Origin of the sequence: Photobacterium proteolyticum, assembly GCF_001939735.1 — a bacterium.
GTDB classification, from domain to species: Bacteria; Pseudomonadota; Gammaproteobacteria; order Enterobacterales; family Vibrionaceae; genus Photobacterium; species Photobacterium proteolyticum.
On sequence record NZ_MJIL01000076.1, the window covers coordinates 72763 to 93783 of the forward strand.

Genomic DNA, 21021 nt, shown 5'->3' on the forward strand with positions numbered 1-21021 from the left:
ACCTCAAGATGCAGGATTCAGAGTGAGACCTACGAGTCTAGCTCAAGGAAAATTACGGTAGGAATGGCCATCCCTTTCAACGTGATTTGACACAGAAATAGGCACGTAGGCTCACTCCCAGAGGGCGAGTTTACTTGGCTTGCAGCCTTTGTTACCAATTTTTGATTTAGAGCCACTAGACCTTCAAATTGGTGCCGTGCCTGCAAACCAAGTAATTCTCGCTGAAGCACGCATCTTGAGGTTACTTGGGTATATATCAAAACATAGCCAATAATTTTCATATGTGATTTTTCTAAACTATAGTTGATTCATACGGATACGTGTTTTTTCGTGATGGGGCTCTATATGGAAATACTTGCTCAATCAACCTATTTGATCATTGACGACAGCAACATTATTCAGAGTGCTACCCGTGCATTGCTTATGAAGCTCGGAGTACCAATGAATAATATAATTAGTACGGCCAACGCCAAAGGTGCCATTGCTGCCTGTAACAAACAGAAGTTCGACATTCTGCTCATCGACCATAACCTCGGGACAGGAAGCACCGGATTGCACCTGCTTGAGTTTTTGCGTTACAAGGAGATACTCAAACAACAGGCACTGGTTTATATTGTGACCGGCAACGACAGTCAGGATGTATTTCTCGGCTACTCGCAGCTTGAACCCGATGGGTACCTGATCAAGCCCATACGCTCAGAAGACATTATCAAACGTGTGTCGTCCGGGTTATTAAGACGTGAATTCTGCCAAACTCTCGAGCAAGCGTTCAACAGAAACGGGTTGACCGATGTCAAACCACTGTTTGCCAGTGCGCCGGATACTATGGCATTAAAGAATGGCATTATACATATCGTCAATCTGTTATGTAAAAACCAGCAATACGACGAAGCACAGGCAATGCTTTCCGGGTTGCTGCAACTGCACAATCACCTACCGGCTAAAATCAAGCAAGTCGAAATATTATTACGCAAGCAGCAACATCAGCAGGCACTTCAACAAGTCAATATCCTAATCAAAGAAAATAAATTCAATGTCCGCCTGCTATATCTCAAAACGGAAATCTGTATAGAGGCAAACCGATGGCCGGAAGCAGAAGATACCATTCAGCGAGCGTTAAAGTTAAACAACAGCAGCATTGAGCAAACACTGAATATTGCATGGCTGCATATTGCCAGCGGTCATTTCGACAAAGCTATACCGCACCTGCTGCATGTTGCCCACCTGCTACCCTATTCGATGTGGGACAACTCAGGCCGCCGTGGTTTTGCTGTCTATGCCGACATGTTCAATACAGAGTTAGAACCACTGCAAAACTGGCGAGCTGATGCCGCCTGGTACCGACTAAGCAAGGGAAACGAAAGCCCGTTATCTTCAAAAGCGACCCTCAAAGCGCTGCAGGCACTGCGGTTGAACCGACTGGGAAATGCTGAGCTAGCTGCTGAGCTATTAGGTCAAATCCCCGAACAGGACATTACCGATTTCGAAACCGGATTTTTAATTTGTCTTGGTTATCGTGAACTTGGGCTTAGTGAACAGCTTAACCAAATGAAACTCAAGCTGGATGAGCTTAACATACATACCACGACAACACCTTCACTCTCGCGACTTCAGTTTTTGGCTCTGAAGGAGCTGGGGAATGTTAACACCCCTTCTATGACAGTGGCTGGTTAACAAGATGGAATAACGATTTTGGGCTGGGTGATTTTCATATCTGAATTTCAGGAGAACTGATCTCAATGCATTGATTTACGAGAAATCATAAGACACAACTCATTTTAAAATTGCTCTTAGAACATTGCTTTACAAGGATGTAGGGAATGATAACCGAACAGTTCTTTCACCGGACCGGGTGTTTTTTTATTACCTGTTGTCTGCTCTTGAGTATCTTGCCAATTCCCGGCCAGGCTGATCCACAATCATCAGTAACGATTGTTAGCGACAAACCCCACCTTCGAGTCGGTCTCCCCGGTTTTAGTTTTCCTCCCTATATTTTCGTTACCGAGAATAAAGACGCCTCTCTGGGCGCCCGCACATCGACAACGACAGAAACTCAGGTTGACGGGTTGCTAATTGAGGTCCTCGACCAGGTCGCCAAACATGCCGATTTTACCTACGACATTACGTTTTATTCGACCTATAACGAGGTTGTCGCGGCTTTCAAAACAGGTGAACTGGATCTCCTCCCCGGAGTAACCTCCACGTTCAGCCGCCAACAATATATGGCATTCAGCGAACCGATGTTTTCAATACGGCGGGGAGTGATCACCAAGCAACAGCCGGTTAATCAGTTTCAGGAATTAACGGGCAAGAAAATTGCCGTAGAGCAAGGCTTTGCCCTAATGGAGCTGTTACCCAGCTTGATGCCAAAAACAACTTTAGTTCCCGTCAGCAACAGCCTACAGGCCATTGAAGCAGTCCAGCAGTCCAAAGCCGATGGCTATATCGGCGATGCCGTCGTCCTATCCGACCTGCTCCGGCAACATAATGACCCTTCACTGGAACTGTCGATCCTTCCCGGTCTGCCGACCAACCATTTACATTTCGCAACTCAAAAGGGTAAGCACAAACTGCTAAGCAGGATCAATTTCGCCTTGGAAGATATAAAAAATCAAAGCCTGACAGCGATTTATAACCAATGGCTAAACCCCGGGCAAATCAATATGTTCACGAACTATGGACAGCTTCGCCTCAGCCCGGAAGAAAGAAGCTGGCTAGACAAAAACCCCTACATCACCATTGGCGTCCACAATGACTGGGCACCCTATGACTACATCAATGCCGATACAATCCATTCCGGCCTGACGGCAGACTTGCTGAATATCATCAGTAATGAGCTAGGCGTTAAGTTTGAAATCAGCAGCAAAAAAAACTACTCGGAACTCAACCGCGCTTTTCATGACGGTGAGCTAATGATGCTCTCTGCACTGCCTGAAACGCCGACTCAAGACAAGCTAATGTACTTTTCAACCCCATACGTTGACGAGCCCTGGGTACTGTTTGCCCCCGCCGAGGAAGGGATCGACTCCCTGCTTAACAACAGCAAACTCACTGTCGGCATCATTGCCGATACTTCGGGTTCGGAACTGCTCTCTGGTTTTTGTAGCAATTGCTCGTCGGTCTCATACATCAACCAAGTATCGGCCTTTCAAGCCTTGCAGAAAGAAGAAGTCGATCGCGTTTTGACCTCGCTGCACCACGCCTCCCCGCTGCTACAATCGGACTACCTCGGCCAGTTTAAAATGGTCGGTCAGATCGAAGATAAGAACCTCGTTCCCTTGCACTTTGCGGTAAATTTTCGCCAGCCAATATTACTCAACATCATCAACAAGGCACTCAATTCTATACCGCAAGAAGAATTGACCCGGCTTGAGAACAAATGGCTGACCTTTGAATATCAGGAAGGATTAGCCCCCAAGGAGGTCGCGAAATGGGCCGGCATCATCACATTACTGGTGCTGACGGTGATCATTACCATCACCTGGTGGAACCGTAAAATGGCCGAGGAGATTTTACAGCGGAAAACGGCCGAGAAACGCGCCAGGCGAGCCGAACGACGCCTGCAGCACCTTGCCGACAACCTGGACGGTGTTGTATTACAGCATGTTCAGCCCGACCCGGAACAGCCTCTAAACATCCAGTACACCTTTGTCAGTGCGGGCGTTAAAGAGCTGCTGGGGGTTTCAGCCACCTCTATCAAGCTCCACCCCGAACACCTGCTCAATCTGCTCGATGACATTGATATGCACGTACTTAAGCAAAGTATGTGTGAGGCAACCAAGCAAGGCCACTGGGATAGCGAACAAAAGCTGAAATACCACAGAGGCCAGCTTAAGTGGATACAGTTCAAGAGCCGTGTCACCCCCCATGAAGAAGGCGGATTTTACTGGAATACGGTTGTCACCGACATTTCCCTGCTAAAACAACAACAACTCGCTCTGGAACATGCGAGAAAAAAAGCAGAAATCGCTACAGCCGCAAAATCACAGTTTCTCGCCACAATCAGCCATGAGGTACGTACTCCCATCAGCGGTATTCTGGGTCTACTCGAGTTGATGGCGGACCAACCCCTCAATGATGAGCTTGTTAATCTGCATGGCGGCCTGACCCAATCGGCTAGAAATATGCTCCACATCGTCAATGACGTTCTGGATTATTCAAAAATCGAAGCCGGAAAACTGGATCTAAATCCAACCAATATCAAACTCGGCAAAGTGCTGGCTCGTATCATCCAGCCTCAATCCATTCATGCTCAGCAAAAAAACCTGGCCTTTAAATACTGGCAGGATCCCAGGTTGGCTGACTGGTTGCTCGCTGACGATATTCGCCTCCATCAGATCCTTAATAACTTCCTAAACAATGCGGTCAAATTTACCGAACAAGGCACGATCGGGCTGGCTGTTGATGTACTCAGCCCGGCTGGCTTTGAACTCTCTTCCGGTAAACAAACGATACGCTTTACCGTCAGCGACACTGGTATAGGTATCTCACCGGAACAACAAAAGAACCTGTTCAAGCCATTTGAGCAAGCCGATCAAAGCACCAGCAGACGCTTTGGCGGCACGGGTCTGGGACTCGCGATAGCACGCAAACTGGTCGAACAGATGGATGGGACTATCCAGCTCAACAGCCAATTAGGCAAAGGGAGTGAGTTCAGTATCACAGTATCGCTGACATTAGGAGAGCCCGAAGCGGATCACAGGCTTTCTCATATGGCAGACGATACCGGTGTACCAGCCTCTATAACTAGCGGCACCAGCCTGATCATCGGCTACTTTATGCAGAGAGAAGCCCTGTATCGCTACCTACAGCACCTGCAACTTACCCCGATCATCGTCGCAGTCAAGCACCTTCACGAACTGAAAAACGAAACGGGAAAACATCAGCCCAGACATATCTTTATTGCCATGTCGATTTGGCAGCAGCTTCAGCTCAATGACCAATGGCTGGAAGAACACTTGCCGGACGTCAATATTATTATCATTAACCAGAACCCGATGCTCTCTCCGGAGCCTCTCGAAGAGCAATGGTGTCTGTCCGTCAATCCACTCCTGCCAGACAACCTGCGGCATGTCCTTACCACGCCGGTCAGTAGCATGCAGAGTAGATTCATCGAACTGGTTGAGTCTGAAGAAAACTGGACGGAGAGTCGGGAATCAGCCGAGGCCAGCGGACGGTTGATCCTCGTCGCCGAAGATCACCCCGTCAACCAGCAGGTTATATCCAAGCAACTGAAGAAGATTGGCCTCCATGCTGACATCGTTGACAACGGTATCCTTGCACTAGAAGCGATGAAGCACCACCGCTATGGACTGCTGCTCACCGACTGTCATATGCCAGAAATGGACGGATATACCCTCTCTGCCACCCTTAGGCAACAAGAGCGCCGCGCCAGAGAGACCAGCAACAACAATGAGCTGACACATGAACAGCTCATCACCGACTTCGGCCCGACCATTACCCATTCCTGCCAACAGGTGTGCTTTGAGCATATTATCAATGGGGCACCCTCTACAGGGCTACCTATCATCGCCCTGACAGCCAATGCGATTCAGGGGGAAGACAGCCATTGTTTTGAAATGGGCATGAATGATTTTCTTGTCAAACCCGTCTCTATCGCCAAACTCAAACAGGTTCTGCTGAAATGGCTGAACGCAGAGCCAGTTGCACCGATGAACACAGAAGAACAAGGCCAAACGCAGGCGGATGATAATCACAGTGCCAGCGAATTCCACGATCTGTTTAGCGCTGTCGACAAGCAGCTGGACGACGATCAGCAAGCTGCTCAAAAAGATTTTCCACAAGAATCAAGCAAACCAAATAATGAAAACAAGGACGAAAGCTCCCCTTCAGCAGTACTCGACGAGAAAAAAATCCTGCTGCTGTTCGAAGATCAGGATGTAGTCAATCAATTGTTGAAGGAGTTTAAATACAACCACCAGCAAGATTTCAGGCAATTGAATGAAGCCATTGAGAAAGACAACCAGCAGGACATAAAAACCATAGCCCACAAAATGAAAGGTGCCTCCCAGATGCTGGAGTGCGATACACTGGCAATACCTTTGGCGGCAATTGAAAAAGAAGCGGAGCGCGCGCAGTTCAGCGCCGACAGTACTGCCTATCTTGCCTTAAGAGAAGCCACAGCCAAGCTGTTAGAAGAAGACCCTCAAGATATTAGATCTAAGGCTACAACATAAAGCAATCACTGCAGACACCAATAATATGGGCGGCTTGGCCGCGGTAGATTACCGCGGCAAGAGTAGCACCACAAGCCGAATCCGGTGCCCCCCTACTCTACTAGACATCGCTGCGTTCGATAATCCGTTGCAGCCGTGGACGGCTGATTTTGAGGATCTCGCAGGCGCGGCCTTTGTGTCCTTCAACGCTTTCCAAAATCCGGATCACATGCTGGTACTCAATGTCCTGCAAGCTCTTAGCGGTAATATCCACGCTTGCTTCGTTCTTCGCTCCCAAATCAGGCGCAATGTCAGCAAATAAGTCCAAGGTCAGGATTTCGCCCGGACACAAAGCGACAGCCTTGGTTAATATGTTCTCAAGCTCTCGCACATTGCCCGGCCAGTCATAGGCGCACAGCGCAGCCATCGCATCCTGTGCCACTTTGCTAACCTTGGTGCCTAAATCCCGGTTTGCACGAGCTAACAAGGCCGGGATCAGGTCATTCAGATCTTCCCGCCGTTCTCTCAAGGGCGGAAGATGGATCCGCACAACCTGCAGCCGGTAGAACAGATCTTCGCGGAAGGTTTTATCTTTAATTGCCTGTTCAAAATCAAGATTAGTCGCTGTAATAATGCGCGCATTAGTCTTGTAGGCGAGCTTACTGCCCAGCGGAGTAAACTCCTTCTCCTGCAGTACACGCAGTAGCTTCGCCTGAATAGGGAGAGCCAGCTCACCCACTTCATCTAAAAACAAAGTACCGTTGTTTGCCAGTTCAAATTTACCCGGCTGATCGGACACCGCACCAGTGAACGCCCCTTTCTTATGGCCGAACATTTCTGATTCCAATAATGTCTCGACCAACGCGGCGCAGTTTATAGCAACAAAGGGGGCGCTATCGGGCCTACCAGCCTGATGAATCGCCCTGGCTACCATCTCTTTCCCCGTCCCCGACTCGCCGGTGATCATGACCGATGCATTCGTTAATGCGACCCGGCCAATGGTTTTATAGATTTCTTTCATTGCATGGGAAGAGCCAACCATAGAATGGCCCATGCTTTCAGGAATAGCGACGGCAGGCTGCTGGCTGGAAACCTGATACTGTAAGGCTACGGTCACCGCGGAATCGAGTTCATCAAGATCAATCGGCTTATGAATATACTCGTCCGCCCCGCGCTGCATGGCCTCAATCGTACTTTCCATATCGTGAAAAGCTGTGATCATGATGATCCGAGCATCCGGGCACAGCGCCTTAAAGTCAGCAATACCTTCCAGGCCTGATTTACCTTCCATACGAATATCCAACACAATCACATTAGGCTGGAAATTCCGGGCAATCGCTACCCCGTCATCGACACAATGGGCAATTTCAACTTCATGGTCCTGAGACTGAAAGTGCAACTGAAGTGTGCGGCTGATCCCTTGATCATCATCGACAATTAACAACTTGCTCATAGCAGCTTAGTGAATCCTTTCATTATTGTTATAACTGGCCGGTGCAACCGGAAGCTGAATGCGGGAGCGTGTTCCCTGCCATATACTATCTTTTTGATTCAATGGCTTAATAATTATCTTTCCTTCATGGCTGTCGATAATCCGCTTCACTATCGCCAACCCCAGTCCGGTCCCTTTTGCCTTGGTTGTAAAGAAAGGCTCAAAGACTTTCTCGGTCAGACACGGGTCAATGGCCGGACCGTTATTATCAATGTCCACCAATAGCCGTGTGCCGACTTCCGTCATCATAATATTAGTCGCGACCTTCACACACGGAGACTGATTTTCCGTTGATTCTGCCGCCTGTATCGCATTGACAATAATATTCTGCAGCGCCTGACGCAATTTCACCGGATCGGCATAGACGGTCGGCAGGTTGGGTTGGAAAGAGATATCCAATGCCACCCCTTTCTCCTTCGCTAATTTCTGCTGGGTCAAAGTAACCAGCTCCACCAGTTTATTGAGATCCAGCCAGTCCGGCTTAAATTGATCCGGGCGTGAATAAGTCATCAGATCTTCCAGGATGGCTTCCATATACCGCACCTGATCCAGCGAAATCGCCGACAGTTCATCCTGTTCTTTACGGGCATAAATCTGCAACGCCATTTTTATCGAGCTCAACGGGTTTCGCAGATCATGGGCGATCATATTGACCACCTTGCCAACAGCTGCCAGCTTCTCATGTTGAATCCGCTCTCGCATCTGCCGCTCGACCTCCCCGGCCAGACGCTTTTCTTCTGTGATATCCTGCTTGACCGCCACATAGTAGAGCGCCTGCCCCTCGATATTTTTTACCGGCGAAATGCGTGCCCGCTCCCAGTACATCTCGCCATTTTTCTTCCGGTTGTGAAACTCACCGCGCCACTCACGACCGTCTTGCAGTGCCAGCCACAACGCTTGATAGCTATCCTCAGGCATCTCTCCGGACTGCAAGAATTTAGGTGTCCGTCCCATCACCTCATCAATCCCGTAACCTGTGAGCTCGCAGAACACCGGGTTGACATAAACAATCCGCCCGGAGACATCGGTGATCATCACTGAGTTCTGGCTTTGCTCGACCGCATGGCTCAATCGCTGCAGTTCGTCTTTTGTCATCTGCTGTTCGGTTACATCTTCACCGACAAAGGTCACGGCATCAGCCTGCCCCTGGTGAATGCGGGAAAAGGTCGATGTCCATGACAAGATATGGATTTCCCCGGATTGACTTTGCACCACGCCTTCGGCACGAGGCTGATCGGTTCCTTGCTCCAGCGCCTGTGTAAGTGCTTTCGCGGCCTGAGGCTGCAGCTCTTTGGGAGTGAAGGTTTTCACCCAGTTTTTACCAATGACCTCTTCACGCCGGTAACCCACCATATTGAGGAAAAAATCATTGCAGAACACCACCCGGCCCTCGGCATTTACCGACACGGCAGCTAGCTGAATGTTTTCCAAAATATGGCGAAACTGCTGCTCGTAACGTTGTTTCTGACGCAATATTCTGGCCTGTAGCCGGTATCGGCTAAATACCACCGCAAGCAACAAAAGCAAAGCTAACGCGGCGATATAAAGCCATAGATACCTGTCCGTAAAAGCTATCCGCGCCAGATTCATACGCTGTTCGGGGAATACCGAAATGATTGTCCAGTTGCCGTTGCTGGCTGTATCGGTTTGGGTAAAGGTAAAAAAGCTCTCTCCCAGTTGTAGCTGGCCCGTATGCTCACGGTTTATCAGCCCCAGCACCTGAGGATCGACCGCGCCCTCGGGGTTAAAACTGAATGCTGACTCACTGCTGCTGGCCGGCTGGATCACCGCTATCCCCTCGGGGTTTAAGATAAACAGGTGTTGAATGAACGTTGGGGAAATAGTCAGTAGCTTATCAATCAGCTGTCTGGCTTTATAGTTCAGTACCACTACGCCAGTTCGCTGTTGATCACGGCCGAATACCGATGCCCCGACTCGAATAGTCGGATTTAACGGCTGCTGGATTTTACCGCCTTCGACATTCAGATCCATCGGTGAGATATAGACCTTGTCAGGCGCCAATTCGACACTACGCTGAAAATAATATCGCCGGGATTTGTTTTGCAGGTGCTGCTCGTCAACTGCATGGATCCGGTTATCCACGTTGTTAACACGTACTATTTCCCTACCAGAAGTATCAATAAATCGAACTTGATCGTAACTAGATTGGTTACTGGCCAGTTGGATGAAATAGTCAGTCAGATTGGCTTTAAACTGCGCGGCAGGGGCATCGGCTTGTTTTCCGGCCATATACGAAAGCAGCTTAGCATCTGACGACATACTGCTCAGGCTATCGTCGAGCACTTCTTCTATCAGCTCGACGATCACTCGTTCGTTATGCAGGGCATATTGCTGCTCGTTATGGACACTCAAAAAATAATGGACCAGCATCAGTCCCAGAATAGCCATCCAGCCCGGGATCAACCATAGCAGCAACTCGGTATAAAACTGGCGTTGTTTCACGAAGTGACGCGGTGCACCCAGTTCGTCCATACCCATTCCCTTGTGCATTATTGATAACAATCATACCAAAGCCGTTACACATTGAAGGGTTGGCATATAAATTTCGTGACCCGTCGCGAACTTAAGTATGCAGCTTAGGCGTACAACGTTTACGAAATACGCCATAAGTGAATAAAAACTATGACAGCAGCCCGCCTGCCAGCTTTATTGCCAGGGGCTGGCGATGGTCATCCAGGTCTGGGAGTAATCCCGCCAGTTTACCCAGCACCTCTTCTTTGCTGTGACGAAGAGACGACGCGGCAATCTCGTTTACCTCATCATTGCTGATAGCGGCCTCAAGCAGAATATCGAGATGTAACTTAAGATCAATATCTGCAAGCAGCTTCAATGCTAGCTTGCGGATACCTCCCGCAGGATCGTGTAACGCCTTGGTAAGCGCTGCATTTAAGGCCGGGCGATCTTGCTGCCTAACAGTATGTTTTTCTAGTTGCTGTTCAATGGCCATCAGGCTGCAAATTCGGACATGTTCATGCTGATCACGGGCACCCAGTAGTAATAACGGCAACGCCTTACCCAGCGGCATCTTGGCCAGATATCGTGTCGCAGCCTGCTTGGAGACGTTATCGCCGTGATAAAGCGTATTCGCGGCGGCACCGATTGCATTCTTAATTTCAGGGATGTTCACCGTATCAGCCAGGCGAGCCAAGGCCCCAAATATCTCGACCTGCTCGCTTGGCTCCGCGCCCAATAGGGATTCAATCAGCAAGGGAACAGCTGCTGGCTGCTCGCTACTTCCCAATGCCCGCATTGCGAGGAGTTTGTTTCCCAGTTGCGGTAATTTGGCAACTTTCTTGCGATTTAGCTCTAACTTGTCCGAGGTATCAAAGTGATCACGCACTATTTCAGTGTAATCGGTATAGTTATCAGGCAGTTCTTCGATCATATCAAGCACATGCTGTTCCGGGGCTTGTTCTTCTTTCGGGCAGCTCAACATCGCCTCAACATTGGTTTGCTGAATCGCCGCCAGCGTCGAGGTCGGGGTCGCTGCTGGCAAATCGTCTTCAGCCAAAGCCGAAAACTTTTCTTCATGGGCGGCAAGCAGTTGTTCCAACTCCAGAATGTCAGAAGCTGGTTCTGGGCTTGATTCTGAATTTAACTCAACAGCTTCCGCTGATGCCGTCTCTTCTGCCTTACGGTTACCGCTTTCCTGAACGCTCTCATCAGTGTCCAGTTGATTGACCGGTATCAGTTCCCCTTTGGCTGCTAAACCCAAAATAAGCTCACGGAGATATTGCTGGCCTTTATAAGAAGAGATGCGAGCGAGCAAATCCAATGCTGCCTGACGCAATACCCCGTCATTCTGCTCATCGTTAACGATATATTGCATCACCGGGTATACGGCAGCCAAAAAGGCGTCCCGCTGACAGACCAATTTACTGAGCAGGCGAATATAGTCAGCCCGTAACGACACCGGCAGCGTCGTCCGTTCTACATGTTTTAGGCAGCGCTGAACGGCCAGCTCACTATAGACATCGCCCTCATACTTTGTTGAAGCAAAAAAGTCAGCCGCCGCATACACCACTGCCGGGTCGTCATGGTGTAACTGCTCAGCAATCCATTCTAGGCATTCAGAATCGGGCGCGTCGACATGACAAGCCATCAGCGCAAGAATCGTCGACAAGGCAGCACCGGGCGCTTTTTGTGCCAATGAATACAGCTTGGCCTGCGACAACTTATCCAGCTCTCCCATCACATCCAGTCCTGCTTCGGCCGCCTCCCGGACTCTTTGCTCTTGATCGCACAGACGAAGCACTATGTCCCATTGATACTCAATAGCCTTGCGACGGCAAAGCGCCTCAACAGCGGCTCTGCGGATCTCAGGGTCTTCATCTGACATTGCTTTGAATAGTTGAATGGTTGCGATTTTGCTATCACTTTGGGCCAATGCACGGATCAGCTTGCGCCGGGTCATCACTCTGCCAGTCTGATATCTGTCATTCAGCCATTGCGGGGAGACCTGACCGATGCCGTAGTAAAGCGCCGATTCTAACTCCGGTTCCGGTTCATCCTCCAGCAACAGGAAAAATAGCCGAACTGTCTCCTCATCGGGCTTTTTGGCCAGTAGCTGTACCGCTTTTAGCTGGATATCCCACCAATCGTCCCAGTCGGAACTCACCCCCCAGTCATCGCCTTCCGGCCTGCCGCTGGCAAAACTCATCAAAATCGTTGTGATTCTCGCCTGTTCCGCCCCCCCGGCTTGTGCCGACAAAGCTTCCAGCGCTGCCAGTCGAGCATCACTTTCCGGGTGGTGAAGCGCAATATCCTCAAGCGTATCAATATCTCCGACAGCCAGCTTAGCCAGGGCATCGACGGCATCAACCACGACATCTGGATCGGTGTGATAAAGGCAGGTATTCAGGCTGGGAGCAGCATCGGTGATCCTCGCTTGACCGACAGCCTGGGCACTGTAACAGCGCTGGGCTTCATCTCCCTGCTCCAACAATTGCAGCAACTGATTAATCGCGAGCTGGGATCCACTGTTTATTGTTTGTGTTGATTCGTGGTTTGGCATCATCTTCTCCACTCAGGCTTACTGTATGCATCCATACGTTTTAGCGAGTAAAGCAGGTTTCATGCCATGCCCTTGAACGCATCTAGAAACAATATAGTCATTTAATATCAATAACTTAAACCCAAACTCTTTTAATCAGTTTAATTTATGTCTTTATCAATTGAACGTTTCGTTCACTTCTCTATTCACGAGTTAAACGAAACGTTCAGTTTTCACACTGTGACAAGCGTCAAGTAACAGTATAAGTCACTGTAATTTAACTATTAATATCAACAAAAAAAGTTGGCTTGTTTTGTGTATACCCCTTTTTTGCTAACAGATTTTTTTAAGCACTTGGAACTGGAAGCTAAGGAGCACAACAATGAACAAAACGCTGATCCTTGCCGCTGCCGCCAGTCTCTCATTTTCAGCCTGGGCCCAGAATGACAACAATACGTTTGGCCCGCTACCACAGCTGAAAATAGATACGGCAAAAGCCGAGCTCGGTAAACGTCTGTTTTTCGATGCCCGTCTATCTGGCGACAGTATGATGTCATGCGCATCGTGCCATCAGCCTGAAAGCGGTTTCGCCCACCCGGATGCCTTGGGCCCGGCCTATATCGGAAGCAAAGGCTTTCGTAACGTGCCGACCCTGATCAACAGCGCCTACAAGAAAACATGGTTTCATGATGGCCGGATCGGTACCAACTTGAACGACGTTACCCGTGAGATGATCACTGAAGACTGGCTGATGAACATGGACATGCGCCTGATGCAGGAACGCATCAAGCAAGATCCCGTTTACATCGAAATGTTCAAAAAAGCCGGGTACGGCGAGCCCTCCAACGGCTCGGTACGCAAAGCGATTCCGGAATATCTGAAAACACTGACATCAAGTACTACAGCCTATGACAGCGGAAAAATGAGTGCCGAGGCGAAAAAAGGCTTTGAGCTGTTCAAGGGGAAAGCGGGATGTTCACAGTGCCACAACGGGCCATTATTTTCTGACGGTATCCCTTACAATACCGGTGTCCCCGAGAACTTCGAGATCTTCCGCGACCCAATGCGTCACCAGACCTTCATTGCCTTCAATATGTTCATGGGCAACGAAAACTACATGAACCTCAAACGCGATGTCGGTGCCCATGTCCAAAGCCACAAGGCCGACGGCTCTGATCTCGGCAAATTCATGACCCCGACCCTGCGTGAACTGAAATACACCGCCCCTTACATGCACAACGGTATGCTGGCCACGCTGGACGATGTAGTGGCGTTCTATAACGTCGGCGGCGGCGAAGACAGCAATAAAGACTCACGCCTGAAGCCGCTGAATCTAAGCAAGCAGGAACAGCAATCGCTGGTCGCCTTCCTCACGGCACTGTCAGGCAAGCCACTCACGAGTGAGCAGCATGTCTGGAAGACCCAGGATTACAACTACCAGCCTATCGCCGACTGGCGCAACGCGAAAAACTAAGGAGGACAAGATGAAGAAAACAATTACCTTGTCTGCATGTACGGTGACTCTGCTATTGACCGCATCGCTACCCGCTTGCGCCCAGCAAGAAACCAGCACACCGACAGCCGAAGAAATTGCTGCGACCCTGCAGCCAGTTACCCTCGATGGCATCAATTATCCGGCGCTGGCTCCGCTGGGTGCCGTGCCGACACCACCGGACAACCCGACCACTCCGGAAAAAGTCGAACTGGGCAAATTGCTCTTTTTCGATGGCCGTTTGGGCGGTGATACCTCGACACCGTGTGTAGCCTGTCACAACCCGAACCTTGGCTGGGATTTCCCTGCTGATCTCTCGCTAGGCTACCCGGGCACCGTTCACTGGCGCAACAGTCAAACCATCATCAACTCAGCCTACTACAACAAGCTTTTCTGGGCCGGTTCCAGCAAATCACTGGAAGGACAGGCCAAGAGCGCTGCCAAAGGTGGTGTTGCCGGCAATGGTGAGGACGACATGATGGAATCGCGTCTGGCACTGGTACCGGACTATGTCGAGCGCTTCAGCCATGTGTTCGGTGACAACTATCCAAAGATTAGCAACGCCTGGAAGGCCATCGCCGCCTTCGAGCGCACCCTGGTACAGACAGATACTCCGCTTGATAACTACCTCAAGGGCGACAAATCGGCACTGAGCAAACAGCAATTACGGGGCAAGTCCTTGTTTGAGGGCAAAGCCAAATGTATTGCCTGCCACAACGGCGCCCTGGCTTCGGATCAGAAGAACTATAACATCGGCGTGCCGACAAACTTGCGCTGGGAGTCTGATCCACTTGCCCAGATCACCTTCCGCTACGAGTTATACGCCAAGGGCTCGAACGAGAAAATGTACCGTACCACCAAAGCCGATCCCGGGGTCTACTTCCGCGGCAAGCGCAAAGAGATGAAAGGCACCTTCCGTACACCGAGCCTGCGTTATACCAAGTACACCGCGCCCTACATGCACAACGGTGCCATTGCAACGCTGGAAGAGGTTGTCGACTTCTACAACCGCGGTGGTGTTGCCGCTGACGGTCGTAGCACCGGCTTCCCGAAAACCAAGAGTGCCAAGATCAAGCCTCTGGGCCTGAGCGACAAGGAAAAAGCCGATCTACTGGCCTTCCTCGATGCCTTCTCAGGCGAGCGAATTGTCATGGAATACCCTCAGATCCCGCCATACCAGCGTCTATTTAGCGAAGAAGAACTTGCGGAGGCGAAAAAATGATTTTTGACCGAATGAAGCGCAAGCAAAAAAAAGAAAGCGCACAAGAACACCGTAAATGCATGATGTCCCGTCGTGAGTTCCTTATGTACTCCGGTGCTGTTGCCGGCAGTGCCAGCGTGGTCTCTGTCACTCTGTTTCCAGGGACAGCTCAGGCCCGCCAGACGCAAGCCCGTGTCGTCGGCTACCCGCGGACACTGGTTGCCAAGCTCAGCGAAATGAAAACCAACGAACCGCTCTATTTCAACTATCCGGATGACGGCCCGAACTCCCGTGCCATATTGGTCAAAATGGGTGTCCAGGGTGGTGGCGGAATCGGTGACAAGCAAGATGTCGTGGCCTTTTCTCTGATGTGTACCCACCAGGGTGGTCCGCTGGACGGCCAGTACAAGGTCGTTGGCGAGCACCGGGTGTTAGGCCAGTGTCCGTTCCACCTGTCAACGTTTGATATGCGTCGTCATGGCATTATCGTCTCCGGTCAGGCCTATGAAAGCCTGCCCCAAGTTCTGCTGGAGCAGGACGGCGACAACGTGTATGCCGTCGGCATCATGGGGCTGCTGTTTGGCCGCACCGACAACATCATCGCGATTCAGGAGGCATAATCATGACCACTAACTTCTATATCCCCGAAGATCATGCGCCGTTGCCTCCCAAAAATGCCGAGGTCATTACGACAGCCTGTGATTACTGTATCGTCGCCTGTGGTTACAAGGTCTACCGCTGGCCGCTCGAACAGCAAAACGGTGGCCAGAAAGCGGATCAGAATGCATTTGGTGTGAACTTCCCGAGTGCCCCGCTGCAGGCATGGGTTGCTCCGGCACAGCACAATGTGGTGATGCACAACGGCAAACCCCACAATATTGTCATCGTCCCGGACAAGGATGCGGGCGCCGTCAACAAAACCGGTGACTCCTCGATGCGTGGCGGCCTGCTGGCGCAAAAAGTCTACAACCCGGCAACCGGGACCCGTGACCGCCTGACTCAACCGCTAGTGCGTATTGGCGGTAGCCTGCAGCCTGTCCCTTGGGAGTTTGCGCTCGATATTGCCGCTGAAGTCGGCCGCCATGTGATCGACAAACACGGCACCAACGCCTACGGAGTGAAAACCTTCTCGTACCAGTACATCGAGAATACCTACGCAATCACCAAGTATGCCCTGCGCCATGTGAATACCGCCAACTTCTCGTTCCATGACACCCCGTCGGATGTTACCTCGACACCGGGCTTCAGGGATGCTGGTTTTGACAACTTTGGTCCGAGCTATGATGACTGGGGGGCCGCCGATACCCTGATGATCTGTGGTACCGACCCGTACGAAACCAAAACTATCCTGTTTACCCAGTACATCATGCCAGCCGTACAGCGCGGCATGAAAACCGTTATGCTCAACCCGCGTGAGACTGCCGGTATTGCCTACCTGAAAAAACACGGCGGCCTGCATATCGATCTTAACCCAGGTTCAGACAACCTGGTCGTCGGTGCCATCATCCGGGTGATCATGGAAAACGGCTGGGAAGACACTGAGTGGCTGCAGAACTGGGTGAACAACAAGTGGGAATCTAACTCCGGCTTCGGCCAGGGGACCCGTAACACCCCATGGCAATGGCGCACCACCTGGGGCAAGTTCCAGACCAACGGTTTTGAAGACTACAAGAAGTGGAACCTGGCCCAGAAAGAATTCGATCCTAAATATGCCGCCCAGATGGCCGGAATCGACGTCGACAAAATCTATCTTGCCGCCGAGATGCTGGCTAAACCGGTAGACGGCAAGCGGCCGAAAACCTCCATCGGGATCGAGAAAGGCTTCTACTGGTCAAACAATACCGGTAACACCAATGCCATTTCCGCACTGGCTACCATCATCGGCACCGGAGGCCGGGAAGGCCGTGTGATCGGTCGATTTGGCGGCCACCAACGTGGCGGCCAGTCCGGCGGCAAGCTACCGCGCAACAAATCTCCGGAAAAAGTACCGGGACGCCGGCGCCGCTCTCTGGATACCGATCGCTACCTGTACTCCGGCCATACCCGCTTTGCCCATGTCATAGGTACCACCTGGATCCAGTCGATGTGCGGCAGTCAGGGCCTGCAGAAGAAGTTCTGGGAGCTAACGACAGCCAACCCGCATCAGGTCTATAGCTATGACAAACAAGAGATTATCGACACCCTGAAAAAGCGGGCCGATTCCGGCGGCATGGTCGTCATCAACCAGGATATCTACCTGCGTGACCCAATCGGTGCCAAGTTTGCCGATATCGTCTTCCCGGCTGCAACCTGGGGTGAAGCCGACTTTATGCGCGCCAACGGTGAGCGTCGCCTTCGCCTGTACCAGAAGTTCAACGATGCGCCCGGGCATGCACAGCCTGACTGGTGGATCATTGCCCAGCTGGCTCGCCGCATGGGTTACGACGGCTTCGACTGGGAGAACTCCAACGATGTTGCCGAAGAAGCATCGCGCTTTAGCCGCGGTAGCCGCAAAGACTTCCATATGATCAAGGTTGCTGCCCATGCCGAAGGCAAAACCCTGCACCAGAAACTCCGGGAGTTTGGTACCACGGGGATCCAGGGGCCGGTATTCTACAACTACGATACCAAGGAGCTGGTCGGTACCAAGCGCCTGCATGATACCGAGATGACCACAGAGACCCTGCTCGAGAAAGGCCTGGCTGACGGCCCTCAGGGAGCCAATGTTCTGAAGAAGCAGCTCACGGCCTTCAACAGCCAGACCGGTAAGGTCAACCTGCAGAAACACCCATGGGATCTGTTCAGTGATTTCTATGAGTGGATACAGCCCAAAGGCGAGGAGCTGTGGTTCTCGAACGGCCGAATCAACGAGATCTGGCAGTCCGGCTTCGACGATGTAGAACGCCGTGCCTATGTAATCCAGCGCTGGCCGGAAAACTGGGTTGAGATCCACCCTGACGATGCCAAGCAACGCGGGATTGAGTCAGGCGATCAGGTAATGATGTACTCAGACCGAGTGGCCAACTTCAAGGACACCATTCTGGGGGTACACGGCGATGACTTCCAGTTCAGTAAGCTGATGGAAAACGGCCATATCAAGCTCGACAAGGCGGCTGTCACTGCTGTGGCTATCGTTACGCCGGCCACCAAGAAAGGTACGTTGTATGCCAATATGATCGACATGCGGCAACCTTCCAACTCGCTGACAACCCGAGTCGTGGATCAGATCAGCGGTAACTACAACTACAAAATGGGTGTCGCCAATATCAGGAAGATTGGTGACTCCAAATACAAGCATGAATTCCGGGCGTTCTCGTTTGCCCCGAGGAATATTGTGTAACACCGTCAAATTCGATGTGTAGAAAATAATAAAGGGGCTTCGGCCCCTATACACCAAATGACATAAAGAAGTAATACCAATGTCGCCAACCTATCAACCTATCAACCTATCAACCTATCAACCTATCAACCTATCAACCTACGATGCCAGTTTGAAGTTATGCCAAGACGGGTAGCAATGGCAGCTAGCTGTCATTGTTTGCCTTCGACTGAATGCTCGCTTCAGCACGATCGAGCAGACGTTGCATCTTATCCTGGCCCCGGCGGCTCACACGCTTAAGCGCCGCCGCCCTGGCTTCCTCGATATTAACCGACGGATCACCGACAACAATCAGTGCCACCATGCCGTAACGGTGGTGCACCTTACACTTGATACCGTAGACACCCGGTTTGTCGAACTTGATATCCGAGACATTCTGGTAGGAAATGGTAATTGGCTCGACACCCTCAGGCAGCATGCCCTGAATACTGTGCGCGGTATGGGAGCCAACCGTTCCCTCGAAGCGGACAGAGTCTCCGACATCAATAGCCACATAATCAGGAATAAACTGGTACATCGCATCCAGATCTGCAGTTTTGATATCGAACACCTGCTTGATAACTTGTGTTTCAGCCCGGACCGCCGGCGAACACACCAGCAACAGGCAAAGGAGTGGCAGTATTTTCTTCATATTGTGTGAGCTCTTTTCTTATTGTTAATGAGAACAATACACAATATCAAGCAAGTGAACCGTAACGGGGATCATTGATTCAGCAAATCTATACAATATTGAACGTCGTCAGGCGTGGCGCAGGCAATAAAAAGCCCCGACAGATATCGGGGCCCTTCTTGAGCTTAGTGTTTACGAACGGGAGAATTACTCCGCAGCCGCTTCACCGTCACGACGCTCGGCCGCTTCTTTGATCAAAGGCTGCAATTCGCCTTTCTGGAACATTTCAAGAATAATGTCACAGCCGCCAATCAACTCACCTTCAATCCATAGCTGAGGGAAAGTTGGCCACTGCGCATAGGCAGGAAGTTCTGCACGGATATCCGGGTTTTGCAGAATATCGACATACGCAAACTTCTCGCCACATGCCATTAGCGCCTGAGATGCCTGAGATGAAAAACCACAGCTAGGCAGTTTTGGCGAACCCTTCATGTACAACAGAATTGAGTTTTCAGCGATCTGTTGTTTAATTTTGTCGATGGTTTCCATAGCTTCCTCTTACGACACTTACTTATAAGTTGAATTTCACAGACATCATTCTACTTGGTCATGCCAAGGAAAAAAACGCCTAAAATCTATATGGATATTTTAAACGGCAATCTAGGCAAGTGTCTGAATGAAAAATATCACTTGAGATCCCGGCATATCCCTCTTTGAAGTGCTATTTTTTAGTAAATGGGGGTTTTAATAAAGTAAAAACTTGCTAAAATAGCTCAGCAGTCACATTATGCCTCTATACCAATGAGTATAGTGACCTAATATGATTGGTATCAGTCAGTTTCAAAACAATAAGTAGGCCGAAGTCTACTGGAAGCAATGTCGGGGGCTTGTCCCCAAAAAATCAGAATGGAGAACCGAGCAATGGCATTTGAACTACCAGCTCTACCGTACGCGATCAACGCTCTTGAGCCACACATCTCTCAGGAAACGCTTGAATACCACCACGGCAAGCACCACAACACCTACGTTGTTAAGCTAAACGGCCTGGTTGAAGGTACAGAGCTAGCTGAGAAGTCTCTGGAAGAAATCATCAAAACTTCTACTGGCGGCGTATTTAACAATGCAGCTCAAATCTGGAACCACACTTTCTACTGGCACTGCCTAAGCCCTAACGCAGGCGGTGAACCAACAGGCGAAGTGGCAGACGCAATTGTAAAAGCATTCGGTTCTTTCGAAGAATTCAAAGCGAAATTCACAGACTCAGCAATCAACAACTTCGGTTCTTCATGGACTTGGCTTGTTAAGAAAGCTGACGGTTCTCTAGACATCGTGAACACGTCTAACGCAGGCACTCCTCTTACAGAAGAAGGTGTCACACCGCTTCTGACTGTTGACCTGTGGGAACACGCTTACTACATCGATTACCGTAACCTACGTCCAGACTACATGAATGCGTTCTGGGCACTGGTTAACTGGGAATTCGTTGCTAAGAATCTAGCAGCCTAATTCTTAGAAAATTAGCATCACTGTCGAAACGCCTGCCTCTGAGCAGGCGTTTTTTATTACCTCTTCAAACAGCTTTTGCCCTCAAAACTGCTCAATCTATAACCACCAACTATCTTTCCAATAACCAACCAAAACAGTGATTAATAGGTTCGCAATATTATTGAATTCCTAA

12 protein-coding genes are annotated in these 21021 nt (G+C 50.4%); 7 read left to right on the plus strand and 5 right to left on the minus strand.

The features are described 5' to 3' along the window. Positions 1-345 precede the first annotated feature (345 nt). Positions 346-1674, plus strand: coding sequence for a response regulator (locus BIT28_RS14290; protein WP_075764817.1), 1329 nt, complete (start codon positions 346-348; stop codon positions 1672-1674). A 146-nt stretch (positions 1675-1820) separates the two neighbouring features. Next, entirely contained in the window at positions 1821-6197 is a 4377-nt protein-coding gene (locus BIT28_RS14295) for a transporter substrate-binding domain-containing protein (RefSeq protein WP_075764819.1), read from the plus strand. 100 nt (positions 6198-6297) lie between these two features. Here the strand turns inward: BIT28_RS14295 and BIT28_RS14300 are convergent, their stop codons facing one another. From BIT28_RS14300 to BIT28_RS14310, 3 genes are all read right to left on the minus strand, one after another. Further along, positions 6298-7629, minus strand: a complete 1332-nt coding sequence (locus BIT28_RS14300; RefSeq protein WP_075764821.1) for a sigma-54-dependent transcriptional regulator — start codon at positions 7627-7629, stop codon at positions 6298-6300. 6 nt (positions 7630-7635) lie between these two features. After that, a complete protein-coding gene (locus BIT28_RS14305; RefSeq protein WP_075764823.1) occupies positions 7636-10161 on the minus strand; it encodes a PAS domain S-box protein in 2526 nt (841 codons plus the stop codon). 148 nt (positions 10162-10309) lie between these two features. Continuing rightward, positions 10310-12706, minus strand: coding sequence for a HEAT repeat domain-containing protein (locus BIT28_RS14310; protein ID WP_083651864.1), 2397 nt, complete (start codon positions 12704-12706; stop codon positions 10310-10312). A gap of 358 nt (positions 12707-13064) precedes the next feature. Between BIT28_RS14310 and BIT28_RS14315 the strand changes: the two genes are divergently transcribed. Genes BIT28_RS14315 through BIT28_RS14330 form a run of 4 tightly spaced genes read left to right on the plus strand, consistent with a single transcriptional unit; the run spans position 13065 to position 18694 of the window. Then, entirely contained in the window at positions 13065-14156 is a 1092-nt protein-coding gene (locus BIT28_RS14315) for a cytochrome-c peroxidase (protein ID WP_075764827.1), read from the plus strand. Positions 14157-14166: 10 nt separating this feature from the next. Beyond that, complete coding sequence (locus BIT28_RS14320; RefSeq protein WP_075764829.1) at positions 14167-15396, plus strand: cytochrome-c peroxidase; 1230 nt, start codon at positions 14167-14169, stop codon at positions 15394-15396. A gap of 11 nt (positions 15397-15407) precedes the next feature. After that, positions 15408-15995: an arsenate reductase (azurin) small subunit gene (locus BIT28_RS14325; protein WP_425439635.1), complete on the plus strand. Its 588-nt coding sequence runs from the start codon at positions 15408-15410 to the stop codon at positions 15993-15995. Between the two features lie 2 nt (positions 15996-15997). After that, entirely contained in the window at positions 15998-18694 is a 2697-nt protein-coding gene (locus BIT28_RS14330; RefSeq protein WP_075764834.1) for a molybdopterin-dependent oxidoreductase, read from the plus strand. A gap of 184 nt (positions 18695-18878) precedes the next feature. On the opposite strand, the gene BIT28_RS14335 is transcribed toward BIT28_RS14330, so the two are convergent. Both BIT28_RS14335 and BIT28_RS14340 read right to left on the minus strand, forming a co-directional pair. Continuing rightward, entirely contained in the window at positions 18879-19364 is a 486-nt protein-coding gene (locus BIT28_RS14335) for a plastocyanin/azurin family copper-binding protein (RefSeq protein WP_075764836.1), read from the minus strand. A gap of 186 nt (positions 19365-19550) precedes the next feature. Further along, positions 19551-19892, minus strand: a complete 342-nt coding sequence (locus tag BIT28_RS14340) for a Grx4 family monothiol glutaredoxin (protein ID WP_075764838.1) — start codon at positions 19890-19892, stop codon at positions 19551-19553. Between the two features lie 372 nt (positions 19893-20264). Between BIT28_RS14340 and sodB the strand changes: the two genes are divergently transcribed. Then, the gene (gene sodB, locus BIT28_RS14345) at positions 20265-20849 is read left to right on the plus strand and encodes a superoxide dismutase [Fe] (RefSeq protein WP_075764840.1); all 585 of its coding nucleotides are present in this window, start codon (positions 20265-20267) and stop codon (positions 20847-20849) included. Positions 20850-21021: the final 172 nt, after the last annotated feature.